This window comes from Caulobacter sp. UNC358MFTsu5.1, assembly GCF_000712075.1.
Classification (GTDB): Bacteria; Pseudomonadota; Alphaproteobacteria; order Caulobacterales; family Caulobacteraceae; genus Caulobacter.
In genome coordinates this window covers 150,039-162,939 of the sequence record NZ_JONW01000009.1, presented here as the reverse complement: position 1 = coordinate 162,939, position 12,901 = coordinate 150,039, and the positions used below count along the sequence as shown (strand labels likewise).

The window sequence follows — 12,901 nt, the reverse complement described above, 5'->3', positions numbered from 1 at the left end:
TAACCGCTCTTGTTCCACAGGAACATTTGTGGAACAAACCTTGCGTTCGGCGTTGATAGGTCGTTAACGTCCGGGCCAGATTCCGGCGCGTTGGGTCGCCGGGCGAGAACGAAGGTCTTCCCATGGCGGGCAGCGTCAACAAGGTCATTCTGGTCGGCAACCTCGGCGCCGACCCCGAAATCCGCTCCCTCGGCTCCGGCGACCGCGTCGCCAACCTGCGCATTGCCACCTCGGAGAGCTGGCGCGACCGCACCAGCGGCGAGCGCAAGGAAAAGACCGAGTGGCACCGCGTCGTGATCTTCAACGACAACCTGGTGAAGGTGGCCGAGAGCTACCTGCGCAAGGGCTCGACGGTCTATATCGAGGGCTCGCTGCAGACCCGCAAATGGACCGACCAGTCGGGCCAGGAGAAGTACTCCACCGAGATCGTGCTGCAGAAGTTCCGCGGCGAACTGACCATGCTGGGCGGTCGCGGCGACGGCGCCGGCGCGTCGGCGGGCGGCGGCTATGACGAAGGCTACGCCGGCGGCGGCGGCGGCGGCGGCGGTGGGTTCGGCGGCGGCGCGCCGCGCAGCCAGCCCAGCGGCCCGCGCGAAAGCTTCTCGGCCGACCTGGACGACGAAATCCCGTTCTAGGCGTCGTCGCGACGCCAGAGCTCGAACAGCGGCCGGTTCCCGGGAGCCGGCCGCTTTTTCGTGTGCGCTTTCTCACGACCGCGCGGTGGGCTGGGCCACTGCTGGAACCGGTCCCCCTGGTGATCCTGGCTTCCGGGGACGCGCCAGGCCTGTCGGCCTGACCCGCGGGCTCCCCTTGCGAGGAGATCAGGGATGGCCGAGTCCGCGGGTCCCACCGACGAGGAGGTCCTCGTCGTCGGCGTCGCCCTCTTCGTGCGCGCGCGCGACCTTCGGGAGGATCCGCCGGGCCCTGACGAGACGCTGGCTCAGATCGGCGTAGGGGCCAACAGCCTGGACCTCGCGATCCGCGACTGGATCAACGACCGGTTCCGCGCGCCGCCCAAGCGCAAGCTGATGAGCGGCGATCTCGAGCCCTCCATGACCTGGGCGGCCTTCGTCCTCAAGGCGCTGGGCTGACCGAGCCTTCAAACAGGGCGATCGGCGCCGCGTCCGGCTGCGACAACGGTCGGCGTTTCGGCGCCGGCCGTTTTGGTTTATCCCTGGTGGACGCCTTTCGTCCGTATGGCCATTGAATTTCGAAGGGCGGCGCGCCACCTCGGGGGCGCGGAAGGCAAGCGCGTCGAGGCGCTCGAGTCGGAATCGGGGATTGAGAAGACCGTGGGACAACCCCAGAAAGACGAGGGCGGCCTGGTGCGCCAGGCCCACGGCCTGACCGCCGACCTGACGGCGCCCGACCGCCGGATCTACTGGCTGGACCTGGCCCTGACCGCGACCGCCGCCTGGGGCGGCCTGTGGATCGCCGCGACGGCCGGCCATCCCGGAATCGTCATCGCCGCCGGCCTGGTCGGCCTGCTGGCCATCTATCGCGGCCTGTCGTTCATCCACGAGATCAGCCACCTGCGGCCCAAGGACGTGCCGGGCTTCCGCCTGGGCTGGAACCTGCTGGTCGGCGTGCCGCTGATGACGCCGTCGATGATGTACGAGGGCGTGCACAACCTGCACCACGCCAAGCATCGCTTTGGCACCGCCAAGGACCCGGAATACCTGCCGCTGGGCCGCTATTCGCCGTTCAAGCTGGGCCTGTTCACGGCGATCTCGCTGCTGGCCCCGCTGGGCGTGATCCTGCGCTCGGGCGTCCTGGTCCCGCTGTCGTTCGTGGTCCCGCCCGTGCGCCGCTTCGTCAGGACCAAGCTGTCGGCCCTGGTGATCAATCCCGACTTCGTGCGCGAGGACAACGACAGGACGCGGCCCGACTGGCTGGCCCAGGAGATCGGCTGCTGGCTGTGGTGCTGGGGCGTGGCCGCCGCGACGGTCGCCGGTTTCGTGCCCGTCCGCGTGGTCGCGACCTGGTTCGTGCTGTTCTCGCTGGCCACCTTCGTCAACCAGCTGCGGACCCTGGCGGCCCACTACTGGCACAACGACGGCGAGATGATGAGCTTCGAGGAGCAGTTCCTGGACTCGGTCAACGTGCCGCCGCCGGCCCTGCTGCCGTTCCTGTGGGCGCCGGTCGGCCTGCGCTACCACGCCCTGCACCACCTGCTGCCGCGCCTGCCGTACCACAACCTGGGCAAGGCCCATGCGCGGCTGTCGGCCCGGCTGGCGGCGACCTCGCCCTATCACCGGGTCGAGGAGAAGGGCCTGTTCGTGGCCCTGGCCAAGCTGTTCGCCCGCGCCGGCGGCGCGCCGGTCCTAGCGGTCGAGGCCGACACGGTCGAACGCAAGAGCGCCTGACGGCTGCGACGGCGGCAAGGCCTGGCGCAGGGCCCAGGCCGCGCCGGTTAGCGACAGGGCGACCGCCGTCATCGTCCATTCCAGATGGCTGCCGGGCGAGGCCATGACGCGCGGGATGTGCAGCATCACCACGAAGCACGCCATCATCGCCGTCAGCGCGGTGGCCGCGGGCCGCGACGCCACCCCGAACAGGATCGCCAGGCCGGCCGCCAGGTGGCCTGTCCCCGTCGCATAGGCCCAGAACAGCGGGTAGGGGATCCAGCCCGGCACCATCTTGGCGGTGAAGTCGGCATAGGCGAAATGGCTCAGGCCAAAGACCAGCGGACAGACGCCGTAGATCAGCCGCACGGCCAGCCGCAGCCGGGCGTCCGGCGTCCCGCCCGACATCGCGAACAGGGCCAGGCCGCCGGCCGACAGCGACAGGGTCTCGGCCACGCCCAGCCACGAGGCGACCCGAGTCGGGGCGGCGGCGACCTCGGGGCCGTGCAGGGCGACCCAGCCCAGATAGACCACGGCCAACGCCGCCGAGGCGAGACGGGCGGTGCGCGACCACAGGACGCCGGCGCCCAGGACCAGCATCAGCGCCGCGCTGGCCAGGGCCAGGACATGCCGGCCGGGCGCGCCCTCGGGCACGGGTTGCCATTGCAGGGCGAAGTCGCCGAAGCCCAGGCCAATGATCCCCAGCGCCATGGCGCCCGAGCCGTAGAGTGCGCCGTCGCGGTTCATGATCCCTCCCGTTGAACGTTCCGAACTTGGCTCGGCCTCCGGCGCATGGCTTGGGGTTTGTTGCGCTTCGGCCTCCGGACGGGTTCTATGGCCGCGCACCCCGACGGAGGCGCCTGCATGTTTCGTGTCGAGTCCCACGGCCCCGCCTTGCCCGCCCGCTCGCCGCTGTACGGCGCCGGCGAGGCGCGCTGCGCCACCGACGCCAGGGCCCCGATCGGCAAGTGCTATGCGGGTCCGGTCATCGGCGTTGTGGTGGCGGGGACCTTCGACTACGCCGGCCGCCATGGCCGCGCCCAGGCCAAGCCCGGCGCGATCCTGCTGGGCAACGCCGGCGAGGCCTTCGACTGCCGCCACCTGGACGCCGCCGGCAATCGCCGGGCGGTGATCGCCCTGCATCCGGACCTCCTGGCCGAGGTCGCCAACGACTGCGGCCTGGACGACGCCGACTTCGCGATCTCGGCCCTGGCCCCGTCGCGCGAGACCGCGCCGCTGTACGGCGCCGTGCGCCGCGCGGCCGGCGGGCTGCGCCTGGGCGAAGAGGAGGTGATCGACCTGGCCGCCCGCGCCCTGGCCCTGGGCCGCGACACGCGTCCCGTCGCGCCCGTCGGGACCGAGCGGCGGCGCATCCGCGAGGTGATCCGGCACCTGGACGAGGCCTATGCCGAGCCCTGCGAACTGGACAGCCTGGCGGCCATGGGCCAGGTCAGCCGCTTCCACTTCATCCGCCTGTTCCGGGCCATGACCGGCGAGAGCCCGCGCCAGTACCTGATCGGCGCGCGCCTGCGGGCCGCCGCCGACCGCCTGACCGACACCGCCGAGCCCGTCACGCGCATCGCCTTCGACGTGGGCTTCAACGACATCTCGCACTTCAACGCCACGTTCCGGCGGGCCTTCGGCCTGTCGCCGACGGCGTGGCGGAAGACGGCTTAGGATGGGTTCAGCCACCGAACCGAAGCGCCGCTGGCCGGACGCCCTGTACGCCTATCTGCGATACGGCTGGGGCGAATGGTTGGCCGTTCTCGCCGTCTGCGGCCTGTCGATCGGCTGGTGTGCGTGGAACTTCGCATCGCTGGCCAGCAGCGGGTTCCTCTTCGTCTGGGGAGGACGATATGGCCCGCCAGGTCACTGGGCCGCGTTCGCCGCGGAGCCGCTGAGCGTTGCGGTCTACGGCGCCGTCGATCTCATCTGGCTGGCGGCGGCGTCGCTCGGGTTCGTGGCGGCAGCCCTGTGGATAGGCCGACGGCTTCAGTCCCGTTAGGCGCGGCGCGCGAAGCCTACGATCCCAGTTCCCGCACCACCGTCTCGCACAACCGATGCGTCTCCAGCGCATCCAACGCCGACAGGCGGCGCCCCTCGCGCACGGCGCCCAGGAAGTGCTCGCACAGGCCCTCGAAACCGCGCTGGCGGCCCACCGAGGTCCAGTCGCCGCGCCGCGCCAGGTGATCCTGGGAGCCCTGGTCGATCACCTGAGCCATGTCGACGATCCGCCGCTTGGCGCCGGCGCCCGAGACCTCAAGGGTCTCCTCGTTCGACCCGCTGGTGCGGTTCATGATCCCCAGGGCGTCGCGCCCGCCGCCCGACAGCGACAGGGCCACGTGTTCCAGCAGGCCGTCCACGACCCGCCCGTGCACCCGCGCCTCGCCGGCGCCCGGCGCCAGGAACCGCAGGGTGTCGATCACGTGGATGAAGTCGTCGAACACCACGCGGCGCGTCTCGTCGGCCTGATCGGCGCGGTTCTTCTGCATCACCGCCAGCGGCAGCTTCAGGGCGGCGGCGTCGCGATAGACCGGGGCGAAGCGGCGGTTGAAGCCGACCATCAGCGAGACGCCTTGCGTCTCGGCCAGGTCGACCAGGGCCTCGCTGTCGGCGGCGTTGTCGGCCAGGGGCTTGTCGACCATCGTCGGCACGCCGGCCTCCAGCAGGCGGCGGACGATCTGGGGATGGGCGGCCGTCGCCGCATGGACCAGGGCGCCGTCCAGGCCCTCGGCCAGGGCCGCGTCAAGTTCGGCGTGCAGGCGCGCGACCCGCCAGGCGGCGCCCAGCTCGACCAGGGTCCGGGCGTCGCGGGTGACGAAGACCAGGTCGAGGTCGGGACGTGGACCCAGCACGGGCAGGTAGGCCTTCCGGGCGATGTCGCCCAGGCCGATCATGGCGATGCGGAGCGGGGCGATGCGCGAGGTCATGAGGTCCCCAGGGCGTTGAGCAGGTGGTCGGCCAGGGCGCCGGCGTCCCAGGCGTCGCCGCGCGGGGCCAGGAACAGCGGCGCGCCGTCCAGGAACGGCGTCAGGGCCTGGGCCGTCTGGTCCAGGTTGGGGGCGTCGAGGCTCTCGCTCATCACCACGGCGGCGACCGGGACCCTGGCGGCGCGCAGGGCGACCAGGGCGGTCAGGACGTGGCTGATCGTGCCCAGGTACGAGCCGGCCACCAGCAGCACCGGCGCGCCCAGGGCGGCGATCATGTCCAGGTTGGTCTCGCCGTCGGTCAGGGGCGACATGACCCCGCCGGCCCCCTCGACCAGCAGCAGGCCGTCGCGGACCTCGGCGGCGCGGGCCACGGCGTCGATGACCATGTCGTCCAGGCTGAGCGTGTCGCCCTCCAGCCGCGCGGCGATGTTGGGCGACAGCGGAGCGCGGTAGCGGCGCGGGGCGATGCGGAAGACGTCGCCGGGCGCGCCCAGGGCGGCGGCCAGGCGGGCCGGGTCGCTGGCCGCCGCGTCCTTGGGATCGAAGCCGCTGACCACGGGCTTGAAGGCGTCGACGACCGCGCCCTTGGCCCGGAGCGCCCGGATCAGGGCGCAGCTGACATAGGTCTTGCCGATGTCGGTGCCCGTGCCGGTGACGAACAGGGCCGGCATCAGGCGGCCGCCTTGACGTAGGGCTTCACCAGTTCGGCCAGGCGGGCGATCTCGTCGTCGGGATGCTCGGCGCTGAAGGCGATGCGCAGGCGGGCCATGCCGGCCGGCACGGTGGGCGGGCGGATGGCGACGACCAGGAAGCCCTCGGCCTCCAGGGCGCGCGAGGCGTCCAGGGCGTCCTGGGCCTCGCCGATGATCACCGGCACGATGGGACTGGCGGCGCGCGGTAGGCCGACCGCCTCGGTGAAGGCGCGGGCCTTGGCCAGGGGCAGGGCGGTCAGGGCCGGATCGGCCTCGATGATGTCCAGCGCCGCCAGGGCGGCGGCGGCGGCGGCCGGCGGCAGGCCGGTGGTGTAGACCAGGGTGCGGGCCCGGGTCTTCAGGAGGTCGACCACGGCCTGGGACGCGCAGACATAGCCGCCGTACGAGCCCAGGGCCTTGGACAGGGTGCCCATCTGCAGCGGGATCTGGGCCTCGGGGAACAGGGCGGCCGAACCCTTGCCCTCGGCCAGGACGCCGACGCCGTGGGCGTCGTCCGACAGCAGCCAGGCGTCGTTGGCCTCGCAGACCGCCGACAGCCAGTCCAGCGGGGCGATGTCGCCGTCCATCGAGAACACCCCGTCGGTGGCGACGATGGCGTGGCGCGCGCTCGAGCGGTGCTCGGCCAGCAGGGCGGCCAGGTGGTCGCTGTCGTTGTGGGCGAACGGGACGATCCGGGCGCCCGACAGCTGGGCCCCGGCCCAGATGCAGGCGTGGGCCAGCTCGTCGACGAAGACGATGTCGCCCTTGCCGGCGAAGGTGGGGATGACGCCGGTGTTGGCCAGGTAGCCCGAACCGAACACCACGCAGGCCTCGGTTCCCTTCAGCCGCGCCAGCCGGCCTTCCAGCTCCGACAGCAGCGGATGGTCGCCGGTCACCAGCCGCGAGGCGCCCGAGCCGGCCCCGTGGGTCTCGATGGCGGCCTGGGCGGCGGCCTTGACCGCCGGGTGATGGGCCAGGCCCAGATAGTCGTTGCACGAGAAGGACAGCAGCTTGCGGCCGTCGCGCTCGACGAACGCCCCGGCCGAGCGCCGGGTGGGCTTGAGGCGGCGCAGCAGGCTGGCGGCCTCCAGGCGCTCGATCTTGTCGGCGGCGTAGGTGTCCAGACTGTGCATCACGGTTCCTGTTTGCCCCCCGCAGCGGGAGGGCATAGGCAGTGCGCCCGCTCTAGGCAACGAAGGATCGCGCCATGACCGCCGAAAGTCCCGACTGGCTCGTCGCCGGCGCGGCCCACGTCTGGCGGCCCTATTGCCAGATGAAGACGGCGCGTCCGCCGCTGCCCGTCGTGGCGACCCGGGGCTCGCGGCTGATTCTGGACGACGGGCGCGAGCTGGTCGACGGCCTGGCCTCGTGGTGGACCGCCTGCCACGGCTACAACCACCCGCACATCGCCGCCGCCGTCCGCGATCAGCTGGAGCGCATGCCGCACGTGATGTTCGGCGGCCTGGCCCACGAACCGGCCTATCGCCTGGCCAAGCGTCTGGCCGACCTGCTGCCGGGCGAGTTGGACCACGTGTTCTTCGCCGAGTCCGGCTCGGTCTCGGTCGAGATCGCCATGAAGATGGCGCTGCAGTTCCACATCAACCAGGGGCGGGCGGGGCGCACGAAATTCCTGTCGTTCCGGGGCGGCTATCACGGCGACACCCTGGCGACGATGACGGTCTGCGACCCGGAGGAGGGCATGCACAGCCTGTTCTCCGGCGTGATGCCATCGCAGGTGATCGCCGACCTGCCGGTGGACGCCGCGTCCGAGGCCGCCCTCGACGCGCTGCTGGCCGAGCGGGGCGGGGAGATCGCCGCCATCCTGACCGAACCGCTGGTCCAGGGAGCCGGCGGCATGCTGTTCCATGCGCCGGAAGTGTTGCGGACCCTGCGCCGCCTGGCCGACAAGCACGGCGTGCTGCTGATCTTCGACGAGATCTTCACCGGCTTCGGCCGCACCGGCGATCTGTTCGCCATGCAGGCGGCGGGCGTCGAGCCCGACATCGTCACCCTGTCCAAGGCCCTGACCGGCGGGACCTTGCCGCTGTCGACCGCCGTGGCCTCGCGCCGGGTGTTCGAGGCCTTCTGGTCCGACGACGCCGGGGCGGCCTTGATGCATGGGCCCACCTACATGGGCAACGCCTTGGCGTGCGCGGCCGCCAACGCCTCGCTGGACCTGTTCGAGGACGGCGCCTGGCGGGCCGACGTGGCGCGGGTGTCGGCGGCCCTGGCGGCGGGGCTGGAACCGGTCCGCACCGCGTCGGGGGTGGTCGACGTGCGGGTGCTGGGCGCGATCGGGGTGGTGGAGTTCGACGCGCCCGTGGCCGTCGGCGCCCTGTGCGACGCCTTCGCGGCCGAGGGCGCCTGGATCCGGCCGATGGGCAGGACCGTGTACCTGACCCCGGCCTTCACGACACCGGACGCCGACCTGGCGCTCCTGACGGCGGCCATCCGCAAGGTTGTGGGCGCCGGCGGGGTTGAAGGATCAGGCGGGGTCTGATCCAAGCGGGGGCATGTCGTCGAACACGCCCCAAACCGCGGCTTTGACCGGCCTCGAGCGCCTGGCCATCGCGGCCATCATCCTGACCTGGGGCCTGAACAACGCCGCGGCCAAGGTGGCGACCGCCGAGCTGCCGCCGATGATGGTCGGGGCCCTGCGCTTCGGCCTGGCGTTCGCGTTCCTGGTCCCGTTCCTGAAGCCGCCGTTCCCGTGGTCGCGGCGGCTGGCGGCCATCTGCCTGCTGTCGGGGCCGATCCACTTCGGCATCATCTACATCGCCTTCGGCCTGGCCAAGTCGCTGAGCCCGCTGGTGGTGGCGACCCAGCTGTGGATCCCGTTCACGGCCCTGTTCGCCTGGAAGATGCTGGGCGAGAGCATGAAGCCCATGGCCGTCGCCGGCCTGGTCGTGGCCTTCGTCGGGGTGGCCTGGATGAGCCTGGACCCGCACGGCGCGGCCGACCTGCCGGCCATCGTGCTGGGCGTGGTGGCCAGCGCCTGCTGGGCCCTGGCCACGGTGTTCGTGCGCCAGACGCCGGGCGCCAAGCCGCTGCAGGTCCAGGCCCTGACCGCCGCCGTCGCCGCGCCGGTGCTGCTGGCCATGTCGTTCGGCTTCGAGGACAACGTGATCGAGCGCGTGAAGACCGCCGCCCCGATCGCCTGGGCCTGCGTGGCCTTCGCCGGGGTGGTCTCGACCATCGGGGCCAGCGCCCTGCTGTTCTGGCTGGTCCAGCGCCGCGAGGCGGGCCGGGTGACGCCCTATTTCCTGCTGACGCCGCTGGTGTCGTGCACGATCGGCGTGCTGTTCATGGGCGACGCCCTGTCGCCGCAACTGGTGATCGGCGCGACGGCGACCATGGCCGGCGTGGCGCTGGTGGCGCTGACGGCGAAGAAGGTCGTGCCGGCCGAGGGCGAGGCGACATAGGACGAAGTAGGGGACACACACTCACGGCACGGCTCGTGGCCGTTCGCAAAGGCCTGCGTGTGAGTGTGTGTCCCCTGTTTCCGGCTCTGACCTACTTCACCACCCCGCAAGCCACCCGCGCCCCGGCGCCGCCGATCGGCTGGGTCTTGTAGTCGTCGGGGCTGGCGTGGACGACGATGGACGAGCCGTCGGCGTCGAGCAGGGCGGGGCGGCCGCCGGCGCCGTTCAGGGACACCAGGGGCGAGAACAGCTCGGCCGTCGCCGAGCCGTCGGCGGCGGCGAACAGGTTGGGCAGGTCGCCGTTGTCGTTGCCGTCCGGGTTCAGCAGGCCGTGGACCACGGCGGTCGTGGTGTGGACGTGGGCGCCGGCCGACTTGAAGTCCGGCGCGCCGCAGTCGCCCTTCTCGTGGAAGTGCAGGCCGTGCCAGCCCGGCGTCAGGCCCTTGGCCTCGATCCGCAGCAGCACGCCGTGCGGCGCCTCGGTCAGCGTGGCCGTCCCGAGCGTCTTGCCGTCGGCGCCTTTCAGTTCGGCCGTAGCGCTGGTGGCGGCGGCGGAGGCCTGGGAAGCGACCAGCAGGCCGGCGGACAGGGCGAGGGCGGTCAAACGCATCGAAAACTCCCGGAAAAGCCCAAGAAACTTGGGGGTTGGACCTGCGAAGGTGGCGTCTTGGCTATCGGAATGCTAACTGTTTTTGACGGTTCCGTGTTCGATTCTGACGGCGAAAAATTCCCTTGAGCGACGATCAAAACACCATCCCCGGGTCTCCGGCCTCGCCGGGCGCCCGCGGGGACGTTTCTCCCATCAACATCGAGGACGAACTGCGCCGTTCGTATCTCGACTATGCGATGAGCGTGATCGTCAGCCGGGCCCTGCCTGACGCCCGCGACGGCCTCAAGCCCGTGCACCGCCGGGTGCTGTTCTCGATGCACGAGCAGGGCCAGACGCCCGAGCGGCCCTACGTCAAGTCGGCCCGCGTGGTCGGTGACGTGATGGGTAAGTACCACCCGCACGGCGACGCCTCGATCTATTTTACCCTGGTGCGCATGACCCAGTCGTTCTCGATGGGCCTGGTGCTCATCGACGGCCAGGGCAACTTCGGTTCGGTCGACGGCGATATGCCCGCCGCCATGCGTTACACGGAATGCCGCATGGCCCCGCCGGCCATGGCGCTGCTGGCCGACCTGGACAAGGACACGGTCGACTTCCAGGACAACTACGACGGCAAGGAGCAGGAACCCGTCGTCCTGCCGTCGCGGATCCCCAACCTGCTGGTCAACGGCGCCGGCGGCATCGCCGTCGGCATGGCCACCAACATCCCGCCGCACAATCTGGGCGAGGTGATCGACGCCTGCCTGCTGATGATCGATCAGCCGGACTGCACCACCGACCAGCTGCTGGACCTGGTGCCGGGCCCCGACTTCCCGACCGGCGGCGAGATCATCGGCCGCGCCGGCCCGCGCCAGGCGCTGCTGACCGGCCGCGGCTCGGTGATCATGCGCGGCCTGGCCACGGTGGAGGAGATCCGCTCGGGCCGCGAAGCCATCGTCATCACCGCCATCCCCTATCAGGTGAACAAGGCCAACCTGGTCGAGTACATCGCCGAGATGGTCCGCGATAAGCGGATCGAGGGCGTGTCGGACATCCGCGACGAATCCAACCGCGACGGCATGCGCATCGTGGTCGAGCTGAAGCGCGACGCCTCGGGCGAGGTGATCCTGAACCAGCTCTACCGCTTCACCGCGCTGCAGAGCTCCTTCGGCGTCAACATGCTGGCCCTGAACCGCGGCCGTCCCGAGCAGATGGGCCTGCGCCAGCTGGTCGAGCTGTTCGTACAGTTCCGCGAGGAGGTCGTGGTCCGGCGCACCAAGTTCGAACTGGGCAAGGCGCGCGACCGCGGCCACGTCCTGGTCGGCCTGACCATCGCCGTCGCCAACATCGACGAATTCATCCACATCATCCGCTCGTCCAAGGACCCGACCGAGGCCCGCGAGCGGCTGGTGGCCAAGTCGTGGCCGGCCGGCGACATGCTGCCGCTGGTCGAGCTGATCGCCGACCCGCGCACCGTGCAGGAAGACGGCGGCATGATCCGCCTGACCGACGAGCAGGCCCGCGCCATCCTGGCCCTGACCCTGTCGCGCCTGACGGGCCTGGGCCGCGACGAGATCGGCAACGAGGCCGCCACCCTGGCCGAGGCCATCAAGGGCTTCCTCGAGCTGCTGTCGGACCGCGCCAACATCATGGCCGTGGTCCGCGAGGAACTGGTCGAGGTGCGCGAGAAGTTCGCCGTGCCGCGCCGCTGCCAGATCGTCGACGGCGACGCCGACGTCGAGGACGAGGACCTGATCGTCCGCGAGGAGATGGTGATCACCGTCACCCTGGGCGGCTATGTGAAGCGCACACCCCTGGCCGCCTATCGCACCCAGCACCGGGGCGGCAAGGGCAAGGCCGGCATGGCCACCAAGAACGAGGACGCCGTCACCCGCGTGTTCTCGGCCTCGACCCACGCCCCGCTGCTGTTCTTCACCTCGGGCGGCAAGGTCTACAAGATGAAGGTGTGGCGCCTGCCGCTGGGCGTCGCCAACAGCCGCGGCAAGGCGTTCGTCAACCTGCTGCCGATCGAGCCGGGCGAGACCATCACCTCGATCCTGGCCCTGCCGGAGGACGAGGCCACCTGGAACAGCCTGGACGTGATGTTCGCCACCCGCTCGGGCAGCGTGCGCCGCAACAAGCTGAGCGACTTCGTGGACGTCCGCCGCAACGGCAAGATCGCCATGAAGCTGGACGAAGGCGACGGCATCGTCGGCGTGGCGGTCTGCGACAGCGGCAAGGACATCCTGCTCAACACCGCCTCGGGCCGCTGTATCCGCTTCTCGACCGACGAAGTGCGGGTGTTCGCCAGCCGCGACTCCACCGGCGTGCGCGGCGTGCGCCTGGCCGAGGGCGACAGCGTCATCTCGATGAGCGTGCTGCGCAATGTCGACGCCACGCCGGCCGAGCGCGCCGCCTACCTCAAGCACCAGCGGGCCCTGGCCCGGGCCCTGGGCGAAGAGGGCGAGGAGGCTCCGGCCGCCGCGCCCGAAGAGGCCGAGGAAGAGGGCGGCGAGGCCAGCCTGACGCCGGAACGCATCGCCGAACTGGGCGCGGCCGAGGAGATCCTGCTGACCGTGTCGTCGGAAGGCTTCGGCAAGCGCACCAGCGCTTACGACTACCGCCGCACCGGCCGCGGCGGCCAGGGCCTGACGGCCCAGGACCTGTCCAAGCGCGGCGGCAAGCTGGTGGGCTCGTTCCCCGTCGAGGAGGGCGACCAGATCCTGCTGGTCACCGACGCCGGCCAGATGATCCGGGTGCCTGTCTCGCAAATTCGTGTTGCAGCGCGGAATACTCAAGGCGTAACCATCTTCCGCACCGCCGCCGACGAACACGTCGTCAGCGTCGAGCGTCTCGCCGAAGCCGGCGGGGACGACAACACGGGCGACGAAAACGAGGCGGACGAGACCTCGTAAGCGACCCA

The 12,901-nt window shown here is 71.1% G+C and carries 13 protein-coding genes; 8 read left to right on the top strand and 5 right to left on the bottom strand.

Features of this window, described 5'->3' with window-relative positions; genetic code table 11:
- The first annotated feature begins 122 nt into the window (after positions 1-122).
- The 3 genes from ssb (at position 123) to BR39_RS0118175 (ending at position 2,366) form a co-directional block, all read left to right on the top strand.
- A complete protein-coding gene (gene ssb, locus BR39_RS0118185; protein WP_029914833.1) occupies positions 123-635 on the top strand; it encodes a single-stranded DNA-binding protein in 513 nt (170 codons plus the stop codon).
- 192 nt (positions 636-827) lie between these two features.
- Positions 828-1,091, top strand: coding sequence for a hypothetical protein (locus BR39_RS0118180; RefSeq protein WP_029914831.1), 264 nt, complete (start codon positions 828-830; stop codon positions 1,089-1,091).
- A 201-nt stretch (positions 1,092-1,292) separates the two neighbouring features.
- Positions 1,293-2,366 carry a fatty acid desaturase gene (locus BR39_RS0118175; RefSeq protein WP_051695891.1) on the top strand — a complete coding sequence of 358 codons (1,074 nt, stop codon included), beginning with the start codon at positions 1,293-1,295 and terminating at the stop codon, positions 2,364-2,366.
- On the opposite strand, the gene BR39_RS0118170 is transcribed toward BR39_RS0118175, so the two are convergent.
- A complete protein-coding gene (locus BR39_RS0118170) occupies positions 2,325-3,092 on the bottom strand; it encodes a DoxX family membrane protein (protein ID WP_051695888.1) in 768 nt (255 codons plus the stop codon). The genes BR39_RS0118175 and BR39_RS0118170 overlap by 42 nt on opposite strands.
- Before the next feature lie 117 nt (positions 3,093-3,209).
- Between BR39_RS0118170 and BR39_RS26585 the strand changes: the two genes are divergently transcribed.
- Both BR39_RS26585 and BR39_RS0118160 read left to right on the top strand, forming a co-directional pair.
- Positions 3,210-4,022 (top strand): AraC family transcriptional regulator, encoded by an 813-nt coding sequence (locus BR39_RS26585; protein ID WP_051695885.1) that lies wholly within the window; start codon positions 3,210-3,212, stop codon positions 4,020-4,022.
- A 1-nt stretch (position 4,023) separates the two neighbouring features.
- The gene (locus BR39_RS0118160; RefSeq protein ID WP_029914823.1) at positions 4,024-4,350 is read left to right on the top strand and encodes a hypothetical protein; all 327 of its coding nucleotides are present in this window, start codon (positions 4,024-4,026) and stop codon (positions 4,348-4,350) included.
- A gap of 16 nt (positions 4,351-4,366) precedes the next feature.
- Here the strand turns inward: BR39_RS0118160 and BR39_RS0118155 are convergent, their stop codons facing one another.
- The 3 genes from BR39_RS0118155 to bioF are packed head-to-tail and all read right to left on the bottom strand — an operon-like array spanning position 4,367 to position 7,100.
- Positions 4,367-5,275 carry a Gfo/Idh/MocA family protein gene (locus BR39_RS0118155; protein ID WP_029914822.1) on the bottom strand — a complete coding sequence of 303 codons (909 nt, stop codon included), beginning with the start codon at positions 5,273-5,275 and terminating at the stop codon, positions 4,367-4,369.
- Positions 5,272-5,946, bottom strand: a complete 675-nt coding sequence (gene bioD / locus BR39_RS0118150) for a dethiobiotin synthase (RefSeq protein ID WP_029914821.1) — start codon at positions 5,944-5,946, stop codon at positions 5,272-5,274. Before bioD ends, BR39_RS0118155 begins: the two co-directional genes overlap by 4 nt.
- Positions 5,946-7,100 (bottom strand): 8-amino-7-oxononanoate synthase, encoded by a 1,155-nt coding sequence (gene bioF / locus BR39_RS0118145; RefSeq protein WP_029914820.1) that lies wholly within the window; start codon positions 7,098-7,100, stop codon positions 5,946-5,948. The genes bioD and bioF overlap by 1 nt, the downstream gene beginning before the upstream one ends.
- A gap of 74 nt (positions 7,101-7,174) precedes the next feature.
- Between bioF and BR39_RS0118140 the strand changes: the two genes are divergently transcribed.
- Positions 7,175-8,467 (top strand): adenosylmethionine--8-amino-7-oxononanoate transaminase, encoded by a 1,293-nt coding sequence (locus BR39_RS0118140; protein WP_029914819.1) that lies wholly within the window; start codon positions 7,175-7,177, stop codon positions 8,465-8,467.
- Between the two features lie 13 nt (positions 8,468-8,480).
- A complete protein-coding gene (locus BR39_RS0118135) occupies positions 8,481-9,389 on the top strand; it encodes a DMT family transporter (protein ID WP_029914818.1) in 909 nt (302 codons plus the stop codon).
- 91 nt (positions 9,390-9,480) lie between these two features.
- Here BR39_RS0118135 and BR39_RS0118130 read toward each other — a convergent pair whose 3' ends face one another.
- On the bottom strand, positions 9,481-9,999 hold the full coding sequence (locus BR39_RS0118130) for a superoxide dismutase family protein (RefSeq protein WP_029914816.1): 519 nt from the start codon (positions 9,997-9,999) through the stop codon (positions 9,481-9,483).
- Between the two features lie 122 nt (positions 10,000-10,121).
- Here BR39_RS0118130 and gyrA point away from each other — a divergent pair, with 122 nt between their 5' ends.
- Positions 10,122-12,893: a DNA gyrase subunit A gene (gyrA, locus tag BR39_RS0118125; RefSeq protein WP_029914814.1), complete on the top strand. Its 2,772-nt coding sequence runs from the start codon at positions 10,122-10,124 to the stop codon at positions 12,891-12,893.
- Positions 12,894-12,901: the final 8 nt, after the last annotated feature.